We start from the raw sequence: 22,714 nt of genomic DNA on the forward strand, positions 1-22,714 counted from the left end.
GACGCGGACCACCGGCGCTGGGGCCGGGGTTGGGCTTGGCTGCCGGGCGCGGGCCCTGGCCTGCCGGGCTGGACGGCTTGTTGCCGTTCGCCGGGGAGCTCTTCGACGCGAAGGACTCCCGAAGACGACGCGCGACGGGTGCTTCCACCGTCGAGGACGCCGACTTCACGAACTCGCCCTGCTCCTTGAGCCGTGCGAGTAGTTCCTTGCTCGTGACACCGAGTTCTTTCGCCAACTCGTGCACGCGGGCCTTGCCTGCCACTGCTCTCCTCACTAAGAGGTCGAGCGCGGCAGCCTGTCTTACGACGGGGCGCCCGCACGACCTCGACTAATTTCGACGGTCGATCATCGCTGTTGCTTCACGGTGTGCTCATGAGTGCTCGTGCCTGTTCTCTACGTAATGCTCCAGGGCTGAGATATCCAGATGTCCGGACACTCGTAGTGCTCTGCCGAATGCTCGCCGCTTGATCGCGACGGCCAGACAAGACGAAAGGGGGTGCAACCACGCACCCCTTCCGGGAAGTCTGCGCTGTGGATCGGGAACTACCGCAGTCTCCTGCGCCACAACCCTCAGCAAATCGGCGGCCAGCTCTTGCTTCCGACATCCTATGCAGGTCCGCACGGGTGCTGATCTTGTTTTCACCCGCGCAGCGCGCAGAAGAGCCGGAGACTCGCGCTGAGCCTTCGTCCACTCTACCGCTGTCACGTCCCGATCTCCGCATCCGTACCCCTTGGAAGTTACCAACCTGTCATCCAGGGGGTCTGTTTCACAAATTTCGGGAGCGACCGGGCCGATGTCGCCCCGGAGCACGAGAGCAAGATCAGCCCCGCTGTGCCTCGGTACGTACCGAACCGGACGAATCAGTGGCCGCATCACTGCGGATGTCGATTCGCCACCCCGTCAGGCGGGCGGCCAGACGGGCGTTCTGACCCTCTTTGCCGATCGCCAGCGAGAGCTGGAAATCCGGTACGACGACCCGCGCGGCCCGAGCTTCCGGGTCCACGATGGTGACGGATACAACTTTCGAGGGGGACAGCGCATTCCCGACGAAGGTCGCCGGATCCTCGGCGTAGTCGATGATGTCGATCTTCTCGCCGGCCAGCTCGCTCATCACGTTGCGCACGCGCTGGCCCATCGGGCCGATGCAGGCGCCCTTGGCGTTGACGCCCTGGACCGCAGAGCGCACCGCGATCTTCGATCGGTGCCCGGCCTCGCGCGCCACGGCCACGATCTCGACCGACTCGTCGGCGATCTCGGGAACCTCGAGCGCGAACAGGCGGCGCACCAGATTCGGATGCGTGCGCGAGAGGGTGATCTGCGGACCACGGGGGCCGCGCGAGACGCCGACCACGTAACACTTGATGCGGTCGCCGTGCTCGTAGGTCTCACCCGGCACCTGCTCGGCGGGCGGGATCACACCCTCGGTGCCGTTCGACTCGCTGCCGATCCGGACCACTATGGTGCCGCGGGCGTTCATCCGCGCGTCGCGCTGCACGACGCCGCCGACGATATCGCCCTCGTGCGTGGCGAATTCGCCGAAGGACTTCTCGTTCTCGGCGTCACGCAGACGCTGCAGCACGACCTGACGCGCGGTGGTGGCGGCGATGCGGCCGAAACCCTCTGGGGTGTCGTCCCATTCGGAGATCATGTTGCCGTCGGCGTCGACCTCGCGGGCCATCACGCGCACGGTGCCGGTCTTCTGGTTGATGTCGATGCGGGCGTTCGCCTGGTGGCCGTCGGTGTGCCGGTAGGCGGTCAGGAGTGCCGACTCGATCGCGGAGATCACTGTCTCCATCGAGATCCCCTTGTCGGCGACTATCGCACGCAGGGCTTCGATTTCGATGTTCATTCCGCGATCCCTTCGGTCGGTGAATCGGACGCCGCTTCTGCTGCTGCCGTTATGTCTGTGTCCTCTCGCGCGCCGGGCTCGGGCCGGCCGGGCGCGACTCCCCCCGCCAGTTCGAGTTCCGCGGCGCCGGGAGGCGAGAACTCCACCTGGACGACGGCGAACTCGATATCGCCCAGCGGCACCGTCACCCGGTGCGGGTTGCGCTTTCCGCCCAGGACCAGCGCCACCGACTCGTCGGTGGCCGCGCCCACGCGGGCTTCGAACCTGCCCTTGCCGTTCTCCTCGGGGGAGGTCACGCCGGTGCGCAGGGTCACCTTCACCTTGCGGCCGCGGGCTCTGTGCCAGTGGCGTAGCTCGGTGAGGGGGCGATCGATACCCGGTGTGGTGACCTCCAGCAGATACGGGGTCTCACCGAAGTCACCGGCCGCGTCGAGGGTCTCCGAGATTTCCGAACTCAACTCCGCGACGGCGTCGAGACTCGCGGTCTCGTCGCTGTCGACCGTCACCTGCACCTTGGTGTGCGCTGTACCGGCAGCCGAAATCATGACGCCTTCGAGGTCGAATCCCCGGCGTTCGACGAGCTCAGCTACTAACTGGCTCACCCTTTCCTCGGTCGGCAACGGCATGTGGGGCGGCTCCTGGTTCAGTTGTGACGGGTTGAGTTGTCGGGTCTATCCAGCGGGACAGCGAAATACCCCGCCAAAGGTCTAGCGTAACGCGCTGAAAGAGTGTAAAGGACCAGCGGATGCTCTCGACTTCGGGCCGGTCCACCTGACCGCTGCGGCGGCGTGTCCGGCCACCGAGGGGCGGGTCCGAGCACGACGCGCCCGCTCGGGTGACGTATCGAGCGAGATCACAGCCTATCCGACGGCCCTGGCGCATCACGCCACTCGCGATGGCTGGCACCATGTACCCGTGCCCAGCAGTCAGAGCGGCCGAGAGGCCGGTGTCGTGATCCTCACGGACCGAACAGTGGACCGTCGCGCCATTTTCCGGTTGGCCGGTGGCGGTGTACTCGCCATCGCGGCGCTCGGTTCGGTGAGCGCGTGCGCGCCCGATGCCGACACCTCGGCCCCGGATCCGCTTCTGCCACTGGAGGAATCGGCCCGGGTCGATGCCGCCGCCGCGACCGCGGCCATCGCCGCCGCGCCGGACAAGGCCGGTGCGCTCGGGCTCATCGCGACCCAGCGCACCGCGCACGCGGACGCCCTGCGCACCGAGATCGACCGTGTCATAGGCGTTTACGGCGACGGCACGCTGCCCGGCAAGCGGGTCCCCCCGGTCATCCCCGTGGCGCCCACGACCCCGCCCACCGTCGCCGAACTGCGCACCCGCCTCACCAACGCGCAACGCGCGACCGGCGATCTCTCGGCCACCCTGACCGGTTACCGTGCGGGCATGCTCGCTTCGATCAGCGCCGCCTGCGCGACCCACACGGGGGTTCTCCTCGCATGACGACCGCAGATCAGAAGGCGCTCACCGACGCGTTGAGCGCCGAGTACGCCGCCGTCTACGCCTACGGCGTCATCGCCGCCTACGCCAACACCGACCGCGCCAAACTCGTCGCCGAGTACACCGCGGCCCACCGCGCCCGCCGGGACGCCACCATCGACGCCCTCAAAGCCGCCGGAGCCGTGATCCCCGGCCCCGACGCCGCCTACACCGCCCCCTTCCCGGTGAACGACCCCATCCCCGCCGCCAAACTCGCGGTCACCGTCGAATCCGACTGCGCCACCGCCTGGCGCTCGGCAATCGAACACGCGGACTCCCCCGACATCCGCCGCACCGCCCTCACCGCCCTCACCGACGCCGCCCTGCGCCTCGCGACCTGGCAGTCCATCCTCGGCACGAACCCCGCCACCGTCGCGTTCCCCGGCCAGGACTGAGACACGGTTTTTTCCACTCGAGGGAGATCCGCGCCAGCGGTGAACACGAGCCGGTCCGGGCGCTCCCTCGAACTCGTCCGGCCGGATCTCGGTGGCGACCGCGAGATCCGTGAATGTGTCGGCGCCGAATCGAGAAGTGGCGGACCGTGCCGCTTTCCAGTGTCGGGCACGGTTAGTTATTCCATACGACTGAATCCGCACGCAGTCGCTGAGCCCGAATCAGGGAATGGCAGTATCGTTCTCGCGAGCGGCTGTGCGTATTTCGCTGCCGTGCAATCAATTCCGACGTGAGGTCGAGGAGAGACTGTTGGCGGTCGATACTGCCCGGGAAGAAAAAGCACTGCTCAATGTGACGAACCGCCTGGTGGACGCGTATGGCGAGGAACACTCGACCGAGCAGGTCGAGGCCGTGGTGGGGGCGGTGCGGCAGCGGTTCGAAGGGCACCGGATACGGGAATTCGTACCGATTCTGGTGGAGCGGATAGCGCGGCGAGAACTGACGCCCGCGCCCGCGAATTCCGATAGTGGACAAACGATTACCGAGACGTCATCGGCAATTTCTCTGGCGGACAATATAAATTCAGATAGCGGCCACCTGCCGGACACCTCGGGTGACGCGGGAGCGCGAATCGGCGCGGTCGCGCGAATAGCCAAGGACAAGCGTGTACTCGGCGGGATCGCCGCGGCCGTCGTACTCGTCGTCGTGGCCGCCGTCGCCCTGACCTCCGGGGGCGAATCCGGCCCGACTCCCCTGGCTGCCGCACCGACGGCCCTGACGACCGTCCACGGGGTGGTCGGCTCCGAGAAGCTCAGCTTCTTCGAGGATCCGAAGGTGATCGAGGCGTTCGCGAAGAACGGCCTGAAGGTCGAGGTCGACCCGGCCGGCTCCCGCCAGATCGCCACCTCCGTGGATCTGGCCCGCTACGACTTCGCGTTCCCCTCCAGCGCGGCGGCGGCCGAGCGAATCCAGCGCCAACGCGGCGTCAGCGCCAAGTACACGCCGTTCTCCTCGCCGATGGCCATTGCCACCTACCAGCCCATCGTGGAGCTGCTCGCCCGGGCGGGCGTCGTGAAGCAGGGTCCGACAACCACTTTCGATGTGGAGAAGTACCTCGCGCTCGCCGAGAAGGGCGTGCAGTGGGATCAGCTGGAGGGCAACACCACCTATCCGGTGCGCAAGAACGTTCTGGTGTCCACCACCGACCCGCGCACCTCCAACTCGGCCGCGATGTACCTGGCGGTCGCCGCGTACGTGGCGAACGACAACACCATCGTGCGCGGCGACAAGGCCGAAAACTATGCGGTGTCGCGCATTTCGCGGCTGTTCACCCGCCAGGGCTTCACCGAGAGCAGCTCCGACAGCCCGTTCAAGGAGTATCTCGCGAGCGGTATGGGCCCGACCCCGATGGTCTGGATCTACGAGGCCCAGTACGTCGACGCCGCCGCCCACGGACAGATGAAGCCGGACATGGTCCTGATGTACCCCTCCCCCACCGTGCTCTCCCAGCACACCGTGGTGCCGCTGGGCGACAACGGCGATCGCATCGGCAAACTGCTGTCCACGGATCCGGATCTGCAACGCCTGGCCGCCGAACACGGCTTCCGCCCGAGCGACACCGGGCTGTTCACGAAAGTGGCGGCCGAGCAACAGGTCCCGGTGATCCCGAATCTGATCGACGTGGTGGATCCACCCAACTACGACACCCTCGAGCATCTGCTCGACGGCGTGGCCAAGGCCTACAACTGAGGTGTGGCCCGAGCACGGTTCGTCCGGCAACGCGGACCGGGCCGCGCATCGTGGAGATGCGCGGCCCGGTCCGGTTCTACTGTGACTCGCTACCGAGTCCCTCAGCCGCGCACCTTCGCGACCACGGCGGCGACGATGTCCTCGGCCGGAATCTCATCCGCGGTACCCGCGAACCGATCCCGCAGCTCCGCCTTGCCTTCGGCCCAGCCGCGCCCGACCACGACGACCAGCGGCATGCCCAGCAGTTCGGCATCCTTGAACTTCACGCCCGGCGAGGCGGTGCGATCGTCGAACAGCACATCCAGGCCCTGGGAGTTCAGTTCCGCCACAACCTGTTCCGCGCCCTCGCGGGCACCGGCATCCTTGTTGGCGATGACGACGTGCACATCGAACGGCGCGACGCCCCGGGGCCAGCGCAGCCCCTTCTCGTCGTGCATCTGCTCGGCGATGACCGCGACCATGCGCGAGACGCCCACACCGTAGGAGCCCATGGTCAGCCGCACCGGCTTGCCGTTCTCGCCGAGCACGTCGACCTCGAAGGCGTCGGTGTACTTCTGCCCGAGCTGGAAGATGTGCCCGATCTCGATGCCGCGGGCGGTCTCGAGCACGCCACGCCCGTCCGGCGACGGATCGCCGTCGCGGACCTCGGCGGCCTCGATGGTGCCGTCGGCGACGAAGTCACGACCGGCGACCAGGCCGACGTAGTGCTTGCCCCGCTCGTCGGCGCCGGTGATCCAGGCGCTGCCGTTGACCACGCGCGGATCGACCAGGTAGCGAACGCCGTTGGCCAGCAGCGCCTTCGGGCCGATGTAGCCCTTGACCAGCCACGGATTGGCCTTGAAGTCGGTCTCGTCGAGCATCTCGACCTCGGCCGGTTCCACGGACGCGCCGAGTCGCTTCTCGTCGACCTCGCGGTCGCCGGGGATGCCGACGCCCAGGATCTCGGTCTTGCCGTCCGGGTAGCGCAGCTTCACCATGACGTTCTTGAGGGTGTCACCGGCGCTCACCTCGCGACCCAGTTGCTCCGCGATGCCCGCGCCGTTGGCCCAGTCCACCAGCGTCGCGATGGTCGGGGTGTCGGGCGTCTCGTGCGCGACGGCCTCGGCCAGTCCCTCCAGCGCGATCTGCGGCGGCGCGGCCGTGACCACGGCTTCGACATTCGCGGCATACCCGGACTCGCGGCAGACCACGTAGGTGTCCTCGCCGACCGGGCTGTCGGCCAGGAACTCCTCGGACGCCGAACCGCCCATCGCGCCGGAGGTGGCCGCGACGATCACGTACTTCACGCCGAGGCGGTCGAAGATCCGCTGGTACGCCTCACGATGGGCGTTGTAACTCTTCTTGAGTCCGTCCTCGTCGAGATCGAACGAGTACGAGTCCTTCATGATGAACTCGCGCCCGCGCAGGATGCCCGCGCGGGGGCGGCCTTCGTCGCGATACTTGGTCTGGATCTGGTACAGCGTGACGGGCAGGTCCTTGTACGAGTTGTATTCGCCCTTCACCGTGAGCGCGAACAGCTCCTCGTGAGTGGGGCCGAGCAGCATGTCGACGCCCTTGCGGTCCTTGAGCCGGAAGAGGCCGTCGCCGTATTCGGTCCACCGGTTGGTGGTCTCGTACGGTTCGCGCGGCAGCAGGGCCGGCAGCGAGATCTCCTGGGCGCCGATGGCGTCCATTTCCTCACGGACGATGTTCTCGACATTGCGCAGCGTGCGCAGGCCGAGCGGCAGCCACGAGTAGACGCCGGGCGCGACGCGACGAACGTATCCGGCGCGAACCAACAGCTTGTGGCTGGGCACCTCGGCGTCGGCGGGATCGTCGCGCAGGGTGCGCAGGAACAGTTGCGAGAGGCGGGTGATCACGGCTCCACAGAGTAGCCGCTGCTGGTGCGATGCTCACAAGGCATTACCGTGTTGGCTCGTGCTGGTGCTGCTGCCTCCCTCCGAAACGAAGTCCGATGGCGGTTCGGGCGGTCCCCTCGACCTCGATTCACTCGCGATGCCGCAGCTCACGGCGGTCCGCGACCGGCTGGTCACGCGGTTGACCGCGCTGGCCGGCGACCCCGATGCGTCGCGGTCGGTGCTCGGCCTGGGCAAGGGGGCTGACGCGGAGATCGCGCGCAATGCCGCCCTGCGCTCGTCACCGACGCGCGCGGCCCTGGACCGATATACCGGCGTCCTCTACGACGCCCTCGATGCCGCGTCGCTCACCAGGACTCAGCGCGCCAAAGCCGATGCCCGCCTGGCCATCGGCTCGGCGCTGTTCGGTGTCGTCCGCGCCGCAGACCCCATCCCCGCCTACCGTCTCTCGGGCGGCTCCAAATTCCCGGGGGAACCCACCCTGCAGTCGGTCTGGAAGCAGGTTCTGCCCGAGGCGCTGGCCAAGGAGACCGACGGCGAGCTCACGGTCGATCTGCGCTCGGGCACGTACCAGAACCTCGGCCGAGTCCCCGGCGCGATCACCGCGACCGTTCTCACCGAACGCCCCGACGGCTCGCGAACCGTGGTGAGCCACTTCAACAAACACCACAAGGGCCTGCTCGCCCGCGCGCTCGTCCTGACCCGCGCGGAGCCGACCGATATCGGCGGCCTGGCCCGAGTGGCCGAGAAGTTCGGCCTCCGCATCGAAATAGCCTCGCCCACCGAGCTTCTGGTACTCACCTGAGCCGGATACTCGGGGGCGGCACGGTGTCGCCCACCGAGCGCCCAGTACTCACTGGACCCCGGTATACACGAAAGGTGTTGTCCGGCTGCGCCCTACACACAGCCGGACAACACCTGTTCGCTCTCACACCGAACGGCTTGCGCCGAACGTTCTATCCCGCCGACACGTGGCTCGGCAGCGTGCAGATCGCGTCCAGTCCCAGCACGTGATTCAGCCGCCCGAAGGCCAGCCAAGACCCGAGGCACATGGACAATTCCACGATCTCGGTCTGCGTGTACTGCGTGCTCATCCGCTCGAAGAACTCGTCGTCGAGGCTGTGGTGATCCAGGGCGTAGACCTCGGCGTACTCGGCCGCCAGGCGAACCCGGTCGTCGAACGCATCGGTTGTGCGCCAATTGGTCACGTGATCGGCGAACGCCTCGTCGACCTTCTCGCCGTTGCGATCGGTGCGCCAGTCCAGGCAGAACAGGCAGCCGTTGATCTGCGCGATCCGCAGCCGCGCGGCTTCGAACTCGGGCAGTCCGAGGGTGGTGTGCTCGTACACCGCGAGCGAGAACGCCGCCGCCGCGACGCCGATGCCCGGGACCATTTCGCCCCAGACGTAACCGATGGGATCTTTGCCCTCGGGAATATCGATGATCATGTCGTTGTCCCTGACTTCGTAGTTAGCCGCGCCCGAGTGTGCCGAAGCGCAGCGGGATGTCGAGGGCGTCGTAGAGCCCCGGTTCGGCGGTCGTGAGCCATTCGAGTGCTCCGACCAATCTGCCTACGGCCGTGGCGTTTCCGCCGGCCGAATGATTGCCGCCCTCGTCGGTGGCCTGCACGGTGACCTCGATGCGCGGAGCGCCCTCGATGATCACCCGGTGCGCGCCGGCGCCGCTGTGCGGAGCGGGCCAGTCGGTGGCGCACGAGGCGTGGATACGGGTGACGTGCTCGATGACGATGCGGGGTTCGCCGCCCACGATGCCCTGCACCTCGAAGCGGATCGCGCCCTGGGTTCCGGCGTCGAACTTCCCCATCAGCTCGGTCTCGACCGAGGTATCCAGCGGGCGGCGTTCGACCACCTCGCGGATCTCCTCGATCTCGACCCCGAGCCCGCGGGCGATGAGCCGAATCTGCCCGCCCCACACCATCGTCGGAATGGTGGGGGCGATCATCGGCGGCTCATAGTCCATGGGCTGGCCCATGCCCACCAGCCAGCGCACCGAGTCGGGCTGGTCGTAGGTGGTGTAGTCGAAGATCTCCTGGCAGCGGATCCCGTCGACGGTGCTGCCGAGCCCGCTCATCAGCAGGGGCAGCACATCGTTGCCCCAGCCCGGATCGACGCCGGACACGAACAGCGAACCGCCGCCCTCGGCGATGGCCGCGAGCACCGGATCGCGGAGTTCGGCTGGGGCGCTTCGATGGTCGTACAGCGCGTACAGCGCGGGCGTGACGACCACGGCCCCGGCGCGAATGGCCCGGGCGATGTCGGCGAGTGCGTCGTCGGGCCGGATATCACCGGATGCCGCGTACACCACCGCCTTCGGGCCGCTTGCGAGCACGGCGGCGATGTCGTTGCTCGCCGCCACCCCCAGAGCGGTGTCCATTCCGGCGAGGTCGCCCGCGTCGCGGCCGACCTTGTCCGGATTGTTGACGATGACGCCGGTGAGTGTCAGCCCGGGATGAGCCGCGACGGCGCGAATGGCGGCCCGGCCGACATTGCCCGTGCCCCAGACCACAGTGGAGATCATGGCGCGAGCGTAGCAAGCGCTTGGTGGGGTCTGGGGCGGTTTTCGAAAACTCGTTACAGTTTGTATCGACTCTGACCGAAACGGCAGCTCAGAGCCGTGTATTCAGTGCCCGATACCCGAGATCATCCGGTCGATCTCGGCGGTCCAGTCGCCGTCCACGCCACTGTGATCGATATAGAAGCCGAGGTACCCGTCGCCCCGGCTCCGGTCGACCTCGAGCACGACTTCCGCCCCGTCCTGCCCGGCGACGAAGGTGACCTCGACCTCCCCGATCCCCGGGTAGCGCGGCGACCGCGCGAACTCGATCTCCTGATAGAAACCCAGCTCCTGCTGAATCCCGCGAATCCAGCCCTGCTCGACATCCGCACGCCGCAACCGGAATCCGAGCTGCTCCATGGCGGCCAGCACCACGTGCTGCACCGGGAGCGCGCCGACTCCGATCGGATCGCTGTCCCCCGCGTCGACCGCACCCGCGATCTCGACGATCGTCCGCACCGACACGGCCATACCGGGGAGGTGATGCCCGTTGTAGAAGGTGATCGGTGTTTCCCACGGTGCGTGGATCGCGAACGGAATATCGAACACGGCCCCGGTCGGCAGGTGGAACGGTCCGTGCACCGTGACCGGCGCGAACCCCCGGTTCTGCTCGTACTCTTCCTCGGTGTGCTCGTACTCGACCTTGGTCACGAATTCGAGCCCGATCCGTGAAATCTCTTGCGGGACACTGCCGCCCCGTACCCGCACGACTCCGTGGACGGTGCCGCCCGGCTGAACGCCCGGCGTGTGCAGTTCGGTCTCGACCTCGGCGCCACCCACCCCGGCGGCTGCCAGCAACTTCTTGAACATCGCAACAGTGTGTCCGCTCAGCGGCACCGACCATTCCGGGATGCGCGACGCTGTGGCCCAATTCATCCCGATCGACATCGACCTATTGATCAGCCCGGTGCCGTGATCTACGTTGTTGCGGTTCCACCCTGCGTTCCGGAGGTAGTCATCATGGACGTCATCGCACTCGAGGAAATTCGCGCGCTCAAGGCCCGGTATCTGCGAACCCTGGACCTGAAACAATGGGACGACTTCGCCGGCACCCTCGCCTCGGACGTGGTCGCCTCGTACGGTTCACCCTCGGGCGGACAGCCACTGGAGTTCACCAGCCGCGACCAGGTCGTCGACTACATGCGAAATGCCCTCAGCGGCAACATCATCTCCGTGCACGTGGCCAACCATCCGGAGATCACCGTGGACGGTGACACCGCCTCGGGCACCTGGCTGCTCGAGGACACCGTCATCATCGCCGACTACAAGATCGTGATTCGCGGTGCGGCGTACTACCACGACACCTACCGCCGCGAAGACGGCGTGTGGCGCATCGCGTCCACCGGGTACCAGCGCATCTTCGAGTCCAAGATGTCGACCGACGCGCTGCCCGGATTCGAGCTCACCGCCAACCGGTGGGCGCCCAGCGCAGCGGAGAACTAGAGCTCCGCGCTACGGGGAGTCAGCGCTCGGCCGCGTCCACCGCCTTGCGGACCGTCTCGGTGTCGGCGGGCCGAGCTTCGCTCTCCCAGAACGGTTCCGAGGCGGTGTAGGGCGAGCCGTAGACGGGAGTGTCCGGCTGCGTACGCCAACTCTCACTGAGCGGACCGATGTCGAGGGTGTCGTATCCGAGCGTGCCGAGCAGCTGTGCCGCAGCGGTTTTCGCCTCGGTATCGTCACCCGCGATGGGAAGCGTCGTCCGGTCGGCGGCGCCCTCCGGGCGTGCCAGCGACGCGAGATGCTCGAAGTAGATGTTGTTGAACGCCTTGACAACTCGCGATCGCGGCAGATGCCGCTGCAGCAGCTCACTGCTCGTGGCCACGCCCGCCTCGATGTCCGGGAACTCCCCGTCCCGTTCCGGGTAATAGTTGTTGGTGTCGATGACCACCTTGCCGACCAGCTGATCGGCCGGCACGGCCTGATACGCCTTCAACGGCACGGTCACCACCACGATGTCGCCCGCGGCGGCCGCCTCCGCCGTAGTCCCTGCCCGCGCTCGTTCGCCCAGCTCATCGACCAATTCCGCGAGCGTCTCCGGCCCACGCGAGTTGCTCAACACCACGTCGATCCCCGCAGCGACGGCTAGTCGAGCCAGCGTCCCGCCGATGTTCCCGCTCCCGATCAATCCAAGTGTCGTCATGACCGCTGCCAACACGGGGTGGCGCGACGATGTTCCCCCGGCCGCCGCCCGAGCGAGCGCTCCGCGGCCGGGCTAGGCGACCCCGATATCCTCGTTCCACAGGTCCGGGCGCTCCGCGATGAATCGCGTCATCATCTCGACGCACTCCCGGTCGTCGAGCAGCGTGATCGAAACCCCGTGTTCCGCAAGCCATTCGTGCCCGCCGCTGAACGTCGTGCTCTCCCCGACGATGACCGCGCCGATGCCGAACTGCCGCACCAGCCCGCTGCAGTACCAGCACGGCGACAGCGTGGTCACCATGATGGTGTCGCGATAATCACGCCGCCGTCCCGCATTGCGGAAGGCATCGGTTTCCGCGTGCAGGCTGGGGTCTCCCGCCTGCACACGCCGATTGTGGCCGCGCCCGAGCAGTTGTCCGTCGGTGTCGAACAGTGCCGCTCCGATCGGAATGCCACCCTCGGCCAACCCGAGCTGCGCTTCCTCGAAGGCAGTGACCAGCAATTTCTGTGCATCGATCATGAACGCCATATTCCCACCGCTGACCCCGATATCCGGGATGGACCGCACCGCGAATATCTCCCCCATCTGACTACAGTGAAATAGACCCAGCTGCTACCGTCGGCCCATGGACACCGCCTTGGCCCGCGAGATGTGGCGAACGCTCGAGCCACTGCACGCGATCACCTACTTCGCCCCCGAATGCCGGGCCGCCAACAAGGCCATCGGCCTGCGCGGATACTGGATGGGCTACTTCGCCGCCCGCTCCGCGCCACTGGGCGCGGTAGGTCCGAGCGTCGTGGAGGCCACCTTCTACAACTTCCATCCCGACATGATCCGACGCGCGATCCCCGACGCCTGGACCTTCGCGCCGCCACAGGTGGTTCTCGCCACCCGTCTCACCGCGGCCGCCGCCGTCCTGCGAAACCTCGTGCCGGACATCGCATCCGTGGCCGCCGCGACGGTCCCCACTCTGCAGTCGGCGGTCACCTCGGCCGCTGCCTCCGGTCGTGCGCTGTTCGCCTCCAACCGCGATCTTCCGCTTCCACTCGATCCGGTGGAGGGTCTCTGGCAGGCTGCCACGGCTCTCCGTGAGCATCGAGGCGACGGACACGTCGCCTGCCTGCTGGCCGAAGGCATCGACGGCTGTGAGGCGCATGTTCTGTTCTCCGCCCACACCGGAACACCGCCGGAGATGTGGCGTGAGAATCGCGGCTGGAGCGACGAGGACTGGGCCGCCGCGCGCGATCGCCTCCGGTCTCGTGGACTTCTCACGGCGGACGGCATCAGCGAGTCCGGGCGGGGGCTTCGCAGTCATATCGAATCCCGTACCGATGCGCTGGCTATGGATGCCTACCGTGAGATTCCTGGTATTCCAGAGGTTCTCAGCGTGCTTACTCCGGCAGCGAAGGCTGTGGCGCACAGCGGTGCGGTGCCCTATCCCAATCCGATGGGTGCTGATCCGGTCTGATCCGGCGGGATTTGTTGGTGAGATCAAAGACAAAAGATGCCTGGAAGAGAAGGGAAGAAGAGCCCGCGCAACCGGCGGTTTCCAGGTCTGCCGGATGTCGGGTGTGGAGGCCTTCTCATGGAGAGGGGTGCAGGGCACTCGTGCCAGTAGGGCATGTGGGTAGTGGTCGTGGAGTGTTCGAGTGGTGACCACAGCCATCCAGCCAGGCCGGGACGAGAGAGAACGGCTCCCGACTGGGGAGCCCAGGTCGGGTACGGCAGGCGAAATGACCAGCACTGCCATCTTTTCCGCAGCAACACCACAGGGGTGTACGAGTGCGGGTGCGGAACCAAACGTCGGCTCTTGTGCCGTGAGAGGAGTGTGTGAGAGCGGCAGGCACCGAGTCTCTCCGGTCGCGCGCGGACCCGGGCCGGGGACCTGTCGCGGGTGTGGATGTCCCCGGCGCGGGACGGGTTCGGTACCAAGGGCTTTCTCGGGCGCTGACTCCCGGCAGATATGGCCCCGCAGTACGTAGGGGCCTCGGTACGAGAGTGGCGAGCCTGCATCCGAGGGGAAACAGGTCAGCACCGCTCCTGGAAGGGGGTCCGGTGTTTCTGGGTGCGGCGGGTGCGGATCGATCACTGGCGCAGGTCCTTTCCTCTCCTGGGCCGAGGGCCGTGTCCGAGTGTGTGCAGGTGTCGCGTGATCGCGCGCGGGTGCCTGGGCTTGCACCCGGCGAACCAGGACAGCACCGGTCCCCGAAGGGAGCCGGTGTGCCTGGTGTAGTGGGTGTGGTTCAGCTTCGGTCGACCGGAGAATCACGGTGATCGAGGAACTCCCGATGACGCGCCCGCTCTCGTCGCTCCCGCGCACGCAATCGTGCCTGGGCGGCGGCGAGCATCTCCCCGGGATGATGCCGATGATTCACCCTCGGCGTGCGCGTGGGGTCGATATGGATCGGCGCTATCCACCCGGTACGCCCCGGGAATTCTGAATTCTTGCCCATCACAATCGTTTTCCAACCACCAGGGCCGTCGTGCACCAACGCGTGGCACGCGTCGCAGGCCAAGGTGAGGTTCTCGATATCGGTGGGTCCGCCCTTGCTGTGTTCGGTGATGTGATGCACCGCAGCCAAGGTGGCGGGAGCACTGCAACCCGGGCGGGTGCAGCCACGCTCGGCAGCGATCAACACCCTGCGTTGCGCGGGACTGGCCAAACGCTCCCCGTGTCCGAGGTGCAGGGGCATGCCGGTGTGGTCGAACAACGCCAAGAACGGCTTGGACCGCTCAGCGAGTTTGAGGGCTTCCGGGATGGACACCGTGCCCCCGGAGGCGGTGGTGGCCACACCGGCAGCGTCTTCGAGTTCGGAAAGCGTCATGGTGACGATCGCTTCCACCGGCAGCCCACGATGAGATCCGAGTTTGCCGGGTCCTATTTCCGGGCGCAGGAATGCCAGCAGCGCATCATGATTGCGTTGCGCAGCCGAACGCGAGTCCCGCTGCGCGGCCGCGTCGAGGATCTCCCGGGTCACATGCTCGGTGTCAGCGAACGGGCTGTCGGGGTCATCCGGATTGCACATGCCGGGGCGGGCCAGTTTCGCCAGGACCGGTTCCAGCAGCGCCCGCAACGCGGGGGTGATCTCGCCTTTGAGCAAGGACATGCCGTCGAGGCGTTGGTCGCACAGCACGATCCCGCGCATACGGGCGCGGTCGGTGTCGTCGGTGAGGGTGCCGTCGGGGTCCAGGTGCGCGGACAGGGAATTGCCGATCCGGGGCAAGTCATCGGGAGACCCACAGCGCGCGTGCTCGGCCATCACTTGCTCGGCGGCTTCCCGGTCTGCACGCGAGATGGCGTGGGGGAGTCGGTGCATGATTGTGCCGATCGCGCGGGCGTGTTCGGGCGAGATTTCTCCGGCGGCTTGGGCTTTCGCGGTATAGGGCAGCAAGGGTTCGAGGTCTTGTCCGGTGATGTCGTGCCAGATCCCGAACTGCTGGGCGGCTTTCATGCGCCCGAATGCTTCCCGGTGTGACAAGCGCAGTGCTTGTTCGAGGAACCGGACTGCGTCGCGCACGCCTGCGCGTTGCGGGATGGACCGTTCCGCGACCTCGATGAGGAGTCGGTGTTCCATAGCGGCGAGGCGTCGTTTGCTGGTTTCCACCGAGCGCATCAGCTCGGTGACCCCGTCATCGGTCAAGGGCGCGAGGTTCGCATCGAGCAGGGTGTGGACTGCGGTGGCCAGGTCGGCCCCCGCAGTGTCTCCGATCCCCATCTCGTTCGAACGCATGTGCTAATTCTATCGCGTGAGATCAGCGATGGGAACAGAAAACCCTATCTGAACTGCACGTATTCAGACAATCTCGCGGTTCGCATTCACCGTGCTGGGCGATCTACCCTGGTAGATGACGATCGTGATCGTGGCCCGCGAGCTCCCCGCTCATCCACAGGCCCCACTCGCGCGGTGTCATTTCCGGCCGCCATCGCCCACCCCTCACACACCCATCTACAGCTCCCCCGACACCGTCAGATCGCGAATCAAAAGCGCCGCATGCAGCGAAGTCCGTGTCTCCCCCGCGTCCAAATCCACGTCGAGGATTCGTTCGATACGAGAGAGCCGGTCGTACAGGGTCGGCCGACTGATGTTGAGGCGCTTGGCGAGTTCGGTTTTGTTGCCCGCCAGATCCAGGAACTGGCGCAGGGTGCGGGTCAGGTCGGTGGAGTGGTGGATGTCGTGGCGTAGCAGAGCGGAGAGCTCTGTCTCGGCAAAGCGCTGGACACCGGGTTCATCTCGGATGAGAGACAGCAGTCCACGCAATCGGACATCTCCGCTGCGGTAGAACGGGCGTGGCGTCGAGGGCGAGAGCGACAGGGCCACCTCCGCGACGTGCGCCGCCCGAGGCAGTTCACGAGCGGTATCGAGCAGGGAGTCCGATTCGGCGCTGACGCCGAGGACAACTCGGTCCACGCCGGCCACCCGCCGGACCTCACTGCCGATAGCGGTACCCACGGCCGTCAGAATCCTGTCGAGATCCCCGGTCCGGGAAACCGCCAGAATGAGCGTGACTCGATTGCCGTGACCGGGCGCGGCGAGCGCGGTCGCCTTCGCCAGCGCCGTCCCGTGCATGGCCGCGTCCAGGATTGCCGCGGTGCGCCGCTGGTGTGCGACCGGATCGGATTCGGTTGCGGCGGCTACGTCTATCGCCATCGGTATGTAGCGGGAGCGCCGGGCCAGCCCGAGCGTGGCGGCCAGGGCGACGGCGTCCCGTTCGTCGGTCAGGCGGCCGTTGATCATGTCGTCGATGAGCCCGGTCTGGGCCTGGCGGTGCAGACCGAAGCGGTCCCGTTCGATCATGCGGTGCAGGGTCAGGGTTTGCGCGGCGCGCTCGAGGACCATGCGGGCCCGGGTGTTGGGAACTCGGTTCGAGCGCAGGATGAGCCGTCCCCAGCGCTGCGTATGCGGCCCCACCGGAACGACATTCGCGTCGGTGTCCGCGAGCAGTCGCGAGGTGGTTTCCCATTTGTCGAGGAGGGTCGAGGTGGCGGCGTGGCGGGCGGTCATCGTGAGCACGCGGTGGGTCAGGTCCTCGAGGACCACCGAGGCGTCGAGCATCTCCGCGGCGGTCTTCACGATTTCCGCCAGTGATCCTCGACGCACGCTCAGCGCGGTGAATGTTTCGTGCACGGTGCGCGCGAATTCGAGTTCGGCGTATTGATCGGCCACGATGACGCGGTGCACCGCCTCGGTGATCTCCACGAACCGGACCACACTGCCCAGCGCGATCACCGGTAGCCGCAGCCGGTCGGCGGTCGCCGCTACCAGCGGCGGCAATTCGCGCACGTACGTTCCGAGTTCGACGACCAGGCCCGAGACACCGGCCAGCGACAGGGACTCCAGGTATTCGACGGTGTCGGCGTCGCCGGTGGACAGGGCCTGGCCGGTGGTCAGGATCAGTTCGCGACCGACCAGTAGTTTCGCGACATCCGGCAATTCGCTGACGTGCACCCAGCGCACCGGTCGGTCCAGGGATCCGCCGCCGACCAATTTCGGCTGTCCGGCGCGCACGACCGGCATGTCCAGGACATCGGCAACGGTCAGGAGCACCGACGAATCGTAATACTAATCGTGAAATTATGTACAGATCGTCGGGGTGCACATCGGCGTTCGCGGTGCAGAGTGGGATTCGGGCCACCGCAGTCCCGCCTCGACCCCTCCGATACCGGCCACTTCGCGGACTCGCGGGCGCCCGGTGTCACGGGGCGGTTCCGCCCACGCCCGCTCGGAGGCCCGCCCCGTCGCACCGGCGACCGGGGCGGGCCTGTTCTCCATGTGAACTCGCGAGCATCCGGGTCGACCGGCGGCTCGGCACCACACATCGAATCGAGGAGATATGCAGACGATCGCCCACTGGCTCGACGGCAAGCCTTTCGCCGGCGCGAGCGAGGCCACCGCACCCGTGACCAATCCGGCGACCGGAGTGGTGACCGGGCAGGTCGCTCTAGCGAACGTCGCGGACGTGCGCACGGTTGTCGACGCCGCCGCCGCGGCCTTCCCGGCCTGGCGCGACGCCTCCCTCGCCAAACGCTCCCAGGTGCTGTTCCGCTTCCGCGAATTGCTCAACGAGCGCAAGGAGGAGGTCGCGGCGATCATCACCGCGGAACACGGGAAGGTGCTCCCGGACGCGCTCGGTGAGGTGACGCGCGGACTGGAGATCGTCGAGTTCGCCTGTGGCATACCGCATCTGCTCAAGGGTGGCTACACCGAGAACGCCTCGACCAAGGTGGACATCTTCTCGATCCGCCAGCCGCTCGGGCCGGTCGCGGTGATTTCGCCGTTCAATTTCCCGGCCATGGTGCCGATGTGGTTCTTCCCGCTCGCCATCGCGGCCGGAAACACCGTGGTGCTCAAGCCGAGTGAGAAGGATCCGTCGGCGGCGCTGTGGATGGCGGAGCTGATGCAGGAGGCGGGTCTGCCGGACGGCGTGTTCAACGTGGTGCAGGGCGACAAGGTCGCGGTCGACGAACTGCTGGAGAACCCGGCCGTCAAGGCGGTGTCCTTCGTCGGGTCGACTCCGATCGCGCGGTACGTCTACGAGCGCGGGACCGCGCACGGCAAGCGGGTGCAGGCGCTCGGCGGGGCGAAGAACCACATGGTGGTGCTGCCGGACGCGGATCTGGATCTCGCGGCGGACGCGGCGGTCAACGCGGGGTTCGGGTCGGCGGGTGAGCGGTGCATGGCGATCAGCGCGCTGGTCGCGGTCGGATCCATCGCGGATGATCTGGTGGCTCGAATCGCCCAGCGCGCCAAGACTATTCGCACCGGCGACGGCACCCGCGGCACCGATATGGGGCCGCTGGTGACCCAGGCGCATCGGGACAGGGTGGCCTCGTACATCGACGCGGGTGAATCCGCGGGCGCGACGGTCGTGCTCGACGGGCGCACCGTGCGGGCCGACGGCGCGAGCGACGGGTTCTGGCTGGGCCCGACCATTCTCGATCATGTCGGCACCGAGATGAGCGTCTACACCGACGAGATCTTCGGACCGGTGCTCTCGGTGGTGCGCGTGGACACCTACGACGAAGCCCTCGCGCTGATCAACGCCAACCCGTACGGCAACGGCACCGCGATCTTCACCAACGACGGCGGCGCGGCCCGGCGCTTCCACAACGAGGTCGAGGTCGGCATGGTCGGGATCAACGTCCCGATCCCGGTGCCGATGGCCTACTACAGTTTCGGTGGCTGGAAGAACTCGCTCTTCGGCGATTCGCATGCGCACGGCACCGACGGCGTGCAGTTCTTCACCAGGACCAAGGCCGTCACCACGCGCTGGCTCGATCCGAGCCACGGCGGCCTCAATCTCGGCTTCCCGCAGAACGATTGATCCCCCCAGAACGTTGATCGGAGCCCCGCGATGACGCTACCGAACGGACTCACGCCCGACGCGGCCCGCGCCCAGGCCGCGCGCGCGTACGAACTGGACCGCAAGCACGTCTTCCATTCCTGGTCGGCCCAGGCCGCCCTGACACCGATGACCATCACCGCCGCACAGGGCTCGTATGTGTGGGACGGCGACGGCAACCGGCTGCTGGATTTCTCCTCGCAGATGGTGAACACCAATATCGGACACCAGCATCCGAAGGTGGTCGCGGCGATTCAGGAGCAGGCCGCCACGCTGTGCACCGTCGCTCCGCCGCACGTCAACGCCGCCAGATCCGAAGCGGCGCGGCTGATCTCCGAGCGCACGCCCGGCGATCTCGACCGGATCTTCTTCACCAACGGCGGCGCGGACGCGGTCGAGCACGCGGTGCGAATGGCGCGGCTGCACACCGGACGGCACAAGGTGCTGGCCCGCTACCGCTCGTATCACGGCGGCACCGACACCGCGGTGAATCTCACCGGCGACCCGCGGCGCTGGCCGAACGATCTGGGCACCAGCGGGGTCGTGCACTTCTTCGGGCCGTTCCTGTATCGCTCGCAGTTCCACGCGAGCACCGAGGCCGAGGAATCGCAGCGGGCGCTGGAACACCTCGAGCAGACCATCGCCTTCGAGGGGCCGGGCACCATCGCGGCGATCATCCTGGAATCCGTGCCGGGGACGGCCGGGATCATGGTTCCGCCGCCGGGCTATCTGGCGGGCGTGCGCGAACTGTGCGACCGGCACGGCATCGTGTTCATCGCCGATGAGGTGATGGCCGGGTTCGGGCGGACCGGACAGTGGTTCGCCATCCAGAACTTCGACGTGGTGCCGGATCTGATCACCTTCGCCAAGGGCGTGAATTCCGGCTATGTGCCGCTCGGTGGCGTGGCGATCAGCCCGCGCATCGCAGCGACGTTCGACGACCGGGCGTACCCGGGCGGGCTCACCTACTCGGGACATCCGCTGGCCACGGCCGCGGCGGTCGCCACCATCACCGCGATGAGCCAGGAGCGCATCGTCGAGAACGCGGCGGAGATGGGCGAGCGGGTGATCGGGCCGGGGCTGCGGGAACTGGCCGAGCGGCATCCCAGCATCGGCGAGGTGCGCGGGCTCGGGGTGTTCTGGGCGCTCGAGCTGGTTCGCGACCGCGCGACCCGGGAGCCGTTGGCGCCGTACGGCGGAACCAGTCCCGCCATGACCGAGACGGTTGCCGCGGCCAAGGCCGCCGGACTGCTCATGTTCGTGAATTTCAATCGGCTGCACGTCGTTCCGCCGTGCACCATTTCCGAGGCAGAGGCGAAGGAGGGTCTGGCGATTCTCGATCAGGCGCTCGCGGTCGCCGACGGGCACCTCGGATAGCTCCGCGTTCGCACCCCGTCGTTCCGCTCATCCGCACCCCCGATGAGCGGAACGGCCGGGGTGCGAATTCGCCGACGCCCCTCCGGTGAATCGATCTTCCGGGCCGCACGACCCATCTGGGCTATTCTCATCGCACACGTCAAGTTCTGCCCTTCGTGGTGGTGACCGTGAACGCGCGATCGGCGGACTGGACCCGAGGCTGCAGGAGGCGGCCGTGGACCTGTACGCGCCGTCCGCCGATGCCACCGTCCTGACCACCTTCCTGATCTCGCTCGTCCTGTCCATCGCCGGTCAGCTGCGTATGCGCCGCCGGTCGGACGATCGCGCCGCCACCAGCTGAATTCCTTTCGAGCCGCCGGGTCGCCCCTTTCGCAGGGCGACCATCGGCGGCTTTCGCGCATCCGTAGCGCTTTCTCCCGCACGCACCGTGCACCCCCGATGACCGACACGACAGTCGGACCGAGCGGCCGGACCGCTCGGCAAGAGAGAAGGAGTTGATCGGCCATGCAGGCCAAAGGAAGCAAACTGTGGGCGTCGGCACTGTCAGAGGCAGCGCCGACGCCGTACTGGACCGACCGGCCCGACCGCCCCACCCCCACCGACCCGCTGACCACCTTCACCGATGCCGATCTGGCCGTGATCGGAGGCGGCTACAGCGGATTGTGGACGGCCCTGCTGGCCAAGGAAAGAGATCCGAGCGCCGATGTGGTGCTCGTCGAGTCCGCCCTGTGCGGGCACGCCGCCTCCGGGCGCAACGGCGGCTTCTGCGCCGCCAGTCTGACCCACGGCCTGGCCAACGGCGTGGAACGCTTCCCGGACGAGATCCAGGACCTGGAGCGACTCGGCCGCGCCAATCTCGACGCCATCGAAGCCGCGGTGCACCGCTACGGGATCGACTGCGATTTCGAGCGCACCGGCGAGATGGAGGTCGCCACCGCACCGCACGAGCTGCAATGGCTTCGGGAGAGCCATGATTCGGCGGTGTCGCTCGGATATCGCAGTGAGCTGCTGGACGCCCCGGCGGTGCAGGATCACGTGCACTCCCCCACCTATCTCGGCGGCTGGTGGGATCGCGACGGCGTCGCCATGCTGGATCCGGCCCGGCTGGCGTGGGGCTTGCGGCGCGCCTGCCTGCGACTGGGTGTGCGCATCTTCGAAGGCACACCGGTGCAACGTATTTCGAAGTCGTACGGCGGGGCGCTGATGCTGCACACCCCGCACGGCGAGGTGCGGGCTCCCCGAGTCGCGCTGTGCACCAGCGCTTTCGCCGGGCCGCTGCCGAAGGTGTCGCGGCACGTGGTCCCGGTCTACGACTATGCGCTGATGACCGAGCCGCTGACCGACGAGCAATTGCGATCCATCGGGTGGGGCTCTCGGATGGGTCTCGGCGATGCGGCGTACCGATTCCACTATTACCGCCTGACCAGCGACAATCGAATTCTGTTCGGAGGGTACGACGCGATCTATCACTTCGGCGGGCGGATCGCGGCCACCCTGGAATCCAACGAGGCCACCTTCGAAACCCTTGCCCTGCACTTCTTTCAGACGTTCCCGCAGCTGGACGGCTTGCGGTTCACGCATCGCTGGGGCGGGATCATCGACACCTGCGGCCGGTTCTGCGCGTTCTTCGGATCGGCGTACCGGGGGCAGCTCGTCTACGCCGCGGGATACACCGGGCTCGGGGTCGGGGCGACCCGGTTCGGCGCGGAGGTCATGCTCGATCAGTTGTACGGGCTCGACACCGAACGCACCAGGCTGCGACTGGTGCGCTCGCGACCGCTGCCGTTGCCGCCGGAGCCGTTGCGGTCGGCGGGGATCGCGCTGACGCGGTGGTCGCTGGCCCGCGCCGATGCGCGTCAGGGGCGGCGCAATCTGTGGTTGAAGGCCATGGATTACACCGGGCTGGGGTTCGACAGCTGAGGTGAGAGGCCCTGTCGCGGTGT

The 22,714-nt window shown here is 67.2% G+C and carries 22 protein-coding genes; 10 read left to right on the forward strand and 12 right to left on the reverse strand.

Annotated elements, in window-relative coordinates:
• The 4 genes from NJ1_RS25655 to rimP all read right to left on the reverse strand — a co-directional run.
• The coding region (locus NJ1_RS25655; protein WP_169813205.1) for a translation initiation factor IF-2 N-terminal domain-containing protein at positions 1 to 262 on the reverse strand (262 nt) is incomplete at its 3' end.
• Between the two features lie 108 nt (positions 263 to 370).
• Entirely contained in the window at positions 371 to 658 is a 288-nt protein-coding gene (locus NJ1_RS38380; RefSeq protein ID WP_084478819.1) for a YlxR family protein, read from the reverse strand.
• A 163-nt stretch (positions 659 to 821) separates the two neighbouring features.
• Entirely contained in the window at positions 822 to 1,850 is a 1,029-nt protein-coding gene (gene nusA / locus NJ1_RS25660) for a transcription termination factor NusA (RefSeq protein ID WP_067698847.1), read from the reverse strand.
• Positions 1,847 to 2,476 carry a ribosome maturation factor RimP gene (rimP, locus tag NJ1_RS25665; protein ID WP_067698849.1) on the reverse strand — a complete coding sequence of 210 codons (630 nt, stop codon included), beginning with the start codon at positions 2,474 to 2,476 and terminating at the stop codon, positions 1,847 to 1,849. The genes nusA and rimP overlap by 4 nt, the downstream gene beginning before the upstream one ends.
• 289 nt (positions 2,477 to 2,765) lie before the next feature.
• Here rimP and NJ1_RS25670 point away from each other — a divergent pair, with 289 nt between their 5' ends.
• From NJ1_RS25670 to NJ1_RS25680, 3 genes are all read left to right on the forward strand, one after another.
• Positions 2,766 to 3,305, forward strand: a complete 540-nt coding sequence (locus NJ1_RS25670) for a hypothetical protein (RefSeq protein WP_245717580.1) — start codon at positions 2,766 to 2,768, stop codon at positions 3,303 to 3,305.
• Positions 3,302 to 3,736, forward strand: a complete 435-nt coding sequence (locus NJ1_RS25675; RefSeq protein WP_067698852.1) for a ferritin-like domain-containing protein — start codon at positions 3,302 to 3,304, stop codon at positions 3,734 to 3,736. Before NJ1_RS25670 ends, NJ1_RS25675 begins: the two co-directional genes overlap by 4 nt.
• 307 nt (positions 3,737 to 4,043) lie before the next feature.
• A complete protein-coding gene (locus NJ1_RS25680) occupies positions 4,044 to 5,483 on the forward strand; it encodes a three-helix bundle dimerization domain-containing protein (RefSeq protein ID WP_245717581.1) in 1,440 nt (479 codons plus the stop codon).
• Between the two features lie 101 nt (positions 5,484 to 5,584).
• Here NJ1_RS25680 and NJ1_RS25685 read toward each other — a convergent pair whose 3' ends face one another.
• Complete coding sequence (locus NJ1_RS25685; RefSeq protein ID WP_067698855.1) at positions 5,585 to 7,342, reverse strand: proline--tRNA ligase; 1,758 nt, start codon at positions 7,340 to 7,342, stop codon at positions 5,585 to 5,587.
• A 58-nt stretch (positions 7,343 to 7,400) separates the two neighbouring features.
• Between NJ1_RS25685 and yaaA the strand changes: the two genes are divergently transcribed.
• The gene (gene yaaA / locus NJ1_RS25690) at positions 7,401 to 8,144 is read left to right on the forward strand and encodes a peroxide stress protein YaaA (protein WP_067698857.1); all 744 of its coding nucleotides are present in this window, start codon (positions 7,401 to 7,403) and stop codon (positions 8,142 to 8,144) included.
• Between the two features lie 151 nt (positions 8,145 to 8,295).
• On the opposite strand, the gene NJ1_RS25695 is transcribed toward yaaA, so the two are convergent.
• From NJ1_RS25695 to NJ1_RS25705, 3 genes are all read right to left on the reverse strand, one after another.
• Positions 8,296 to 8,787, reverse strand: a complete 492-nt coding sequence (locus tag NJ1_RS25695) for a carboxymuconolactone decarboxylase family protein (RefSeq protein WP_067698859.1) — start codon at positions 8,785 to 8,787, stop codon at positions 8,296 to 8,298.
• Positions 8,788 to 8,809: 22 nt separating this feature from the next.
• Entirely contained in the window at positions 8,810 to 9,877 is a 1,068-nt protein-coding gene (locus NJ1_RS25700; protein ID WP_067698860.1) for an NAD(P)H-dependent amine dehydrogenase family protein, read from the reverse strand.
• 102 nt (positions 9,878 to 9,979) lie between these two features.
• Positions 9,980 to 10,723: a sporulation protein gene (locus tag NJ1_RS25705; protein ID WP_067698862.1), complete on the reverse strand. Its 744-nt coding sequence runs from the start codon at positions 10,721 to 10,723 to the stop codon at positions 9,980 to 9,982.
• A 150-nt stretch (positions 10,724 to 10,873) separates the two neighbouring features.
• Between NJ1_RS25705 and NJ1_RS25710 the strand changes: the two genes are divergently transcribed.
• Positions 10,874 to 11,356 carry a nuclear transport factor 2 family protein gene (locus NJ1_RS25710; protein WP_067698908.1) on the forward strand — a complete coding sequence of 161 codons (483 nt, stop codon included), beginning with the start codon at positions 10,874 to 10,876 and terminating at the stop codon, positions 11,354 to 11,356.
• Positions 11,357 to 11,375: 19 nt separating this feature from the next.
• Here the strand turns inward: NJ1_RS25710 and NJ1_RS25715 are convergent, their stop codons facing one another.
• Both NJ1_RS25715 and NJ1_RS25720 read right to left on the reverse strand, forming a co-directional pair.
• A complete protein-coding gene (locus NJ1_RS25715; RefSeq protein ID WP_067698863.1) occupies positions 11,376 to 12,053 on the reverse strand; it encodes an NADPH-dependent F420 reductase in 678 nt (225 codons plus the stop codon).
• 72 nt (positions 12,054 to 12,125) lie between these two features.
• A complete protein-coding gene (locus NJ1_RS25720; RefSeq protein ID WP_067698910.1) occupies positions 12,126 to 12,554 on the reverse strand; it encodes a nucleoside deaminase in 429 nt (142 codons plus the stop codon).
• 124 nt (positions 12,555 to 12,678) lie between these two features.
• On the opposite strand from NJ1_RS25720, the gene NJ1_RS25725 reads away from it, so the two are divergent.
• Complete coding sequence (locus NJ1_RS25725; protein WP_067698865.1) at positions 12,679 to 13,521, forward strand: SCO6745 family protein; 843 nt, start codon at positions 12,679 to 12,681, stop codon at positions 13,519 to 13,521.
• A gap of 775 nt (positions 13,522 to 14,296) precedes the next feature.
• On the opposite strand, the gene NJ1_RS25730 is transcribed toward NJ1_RS25725, so the two are convergent.
• Positions 14,297 to 15,784: an HNH endonuclease signature motif containing protein gene (locus NJ1_RS25730; RefSeq protein WP_067698867.1), complete on the reverse strand. Its 1,488-nt coding sequence runs from the start codon at positions 15,782 to 15,784 to the stop codon at positions 14,297 to 14,299.
• Between the two features lie 216 nt (positions 15,785 to 16,000).
• Positions 16,001 to 17,599, reverse strand: a complete 1,599-nt coding sequence (locus tag NJ1_RS25735) for a PucR family transcriptional regulator (RefSeq protein ID WP_067698869.1) — start codon at positions 17,597 to 17,599, stop codon at positions 16,001 to 16,003.
• A gap of 286 nt (positions 17,600 to 17,885) precedes the next feature.
• Here NJ1_RS25735 and NJ1_RS25740 point away from each other — a divergent pair, with 286 nt between their 5' ends.
• The 4 genes from NJ1_RS25740 (at position 17,886) to NJ1_RS25750 (ending at position 22,691) form a co-directional block, all read left to right on the forward strand.
• On the forward strand, positions 17,886 to 19,376 hold the full coding sequence (locus NJ1_RS25740) for a CoA-acylating methylmalonate-semialdehyde dehydrogenase (protein ID WP_067698870.1): 1,491 nt from the start codon (positions 17,886 to 17,888) through the stop codon (positions 19,374 to 19,376).
• Between the two features lie 30 nt (positions 19,377 to 19,406).
• Positions 19,407 to 20,771: an aspartate aminotransferase family protein gene (locus NJ1_RS25745; protein WP_067698872.1), complete on the forward strand. Its 1,365-nt coding sequence runs from the start codon at positions 19,407 to 19,409 to the stop codon at positions 20,769 to 20,771.
• Between the two features lie 214 nt (positions 20,772 to 20,985).
• Positions 20,986 to 21,111 (forward strand): hypothetical protein, encoded by a 126-nt coding sequence (locus tag NJ1_RS40880; protein ID WP_281202158.1) that lies wholly within the window; start codon positions 20,986 to 20,988, stop codon positions 21,109 to 21,111.
• Positions 21,112 to 21,275: 164 nt separating this feature from the next.
• The gene (locus tag NJ1_RS25750) at positions 21,276 to 22,691 is read left to right on the forward strand and encodes an NAD(P)/FAD-dependent oxidoreductase (protein WP_067698874.1); all 1,416 of its coding nucleotides are present in this window, start codon (positions 21,276 to 21,278) and stop codon (positions 22,689 to 22,691) included.
• The last annotated feature ends 23 nt before the right edge of the window (positions 22,692 to 22,714 follow it).

Origin of the sequence: Nocardia jejuensis NBRC 103114 (assembly GCF_001613145.1) — a bacterium.
Lineage (GTDB): Bacteria > Actinomycetota > Actinomycetes > Mycobacteriales > Mycobacteriaceae > Nocardia > Nocardia jejuensis.

What these genes read in the sequence shown, in the direction of transcription:
- nusA (WP_067698847.1), bottom strand. Translation starts at nt 1,850, where the DNA reads ATGAACATCGAAATCGAAGCCCTGCGTGCGATAGTCGCCGACAAGGGG.
- rimP (WP_067698849.1), bottom strand. Translation starts at nt 2,476, where the DNA reads ATGCCGTTGCCGACCGAGGAAAGGGTGAGCCAGTTAGTAGCTGAGCTC.
- NJ1_RS25675 (WP_067698852.1), top strand. Translation starts at nt 3,302, where the DNA reads ATGACGACCGCAGATCAGAAGGCGCTCACCGACGCGTTGAGCGCCGAG.
- NJ1_RS25695 (WP_067698859.1), bottom strand. Translation starts at nt 8,787, where the DNA reads ATGATCATCGATATTCCCGAGGGCAAAGATCCCATCGGTTACGTCTGG.
- NJ1_RS25700 (WP_067698860.1), bottom strand. Translation starts at nt 9,877, where the DNA reads ATGATCTCCACTGTGGTCTGGGGCACGGGCAATGTCGGCCGGGCCGCC.
- NJ1_RS25705 (WP_067698862.1), bottom strand. Translation starts at nt 10,723, where the DNA reads ATGTTCAAGAAGTTGCTGGCAGCCGCCGGGGTGGGTGGCGCCGAGGTC.
- NJ1_RS25710 (WP_067698908.1), top strand. Translation starts at nt 10,874, where the DNA reads ATGGACGTCATCGCACTCGAGGAAATTCGCGCGCTCAAGGCCCGGTAT.
- NJ1_RS25715 (WP_067698863.1), bottom strand. Translation starts at nt 12,053, where the DNA reads ATGACGACACTTGGATTGATCGGGAGCGGGAACATCGGCGGGACGCTG.
- NJ1_RS25725 (WP_067698865.1), top strand. Translation starts at nt 12,679, where the DNA reads ATGGACACCGCCTTGGCCCGCGAGATGTGGCGAACGCTCGAGCCACTG.
- NJ1_RS25730 (WP_067698867.1), bottom strand. Translation starts at nt 15,784, where the DNA reads ATGCGTTCGAACGAGATGGGGATCGGAGACACTGCGGGGGCCGACCTG.
- NJ1_RS25740 (WP_067698870.1), top strand. Translation starts at nt 17,886, where the DNA reads ATGCAGACGATCGCCCACTGGCTCGACGGCAAGCCTTTCGCCGGCGCG.
- NJ1_RS25745 (WP_067698872.1), top strand. Translation starts at nt 19,407, where the DNA reads ATGACGCTACCGAACGGACTCACGCCCGACGCGGCCCGCGCCCAGGCC.
- NJ1_RS25750 (WP_067698874.1), top strand. Translation starts at nt 21,276, where the DNA reads ATGCAGGCCAAAGGAAGCAAACTGTGGGCGTCGGCACTGTCAGAGGCA.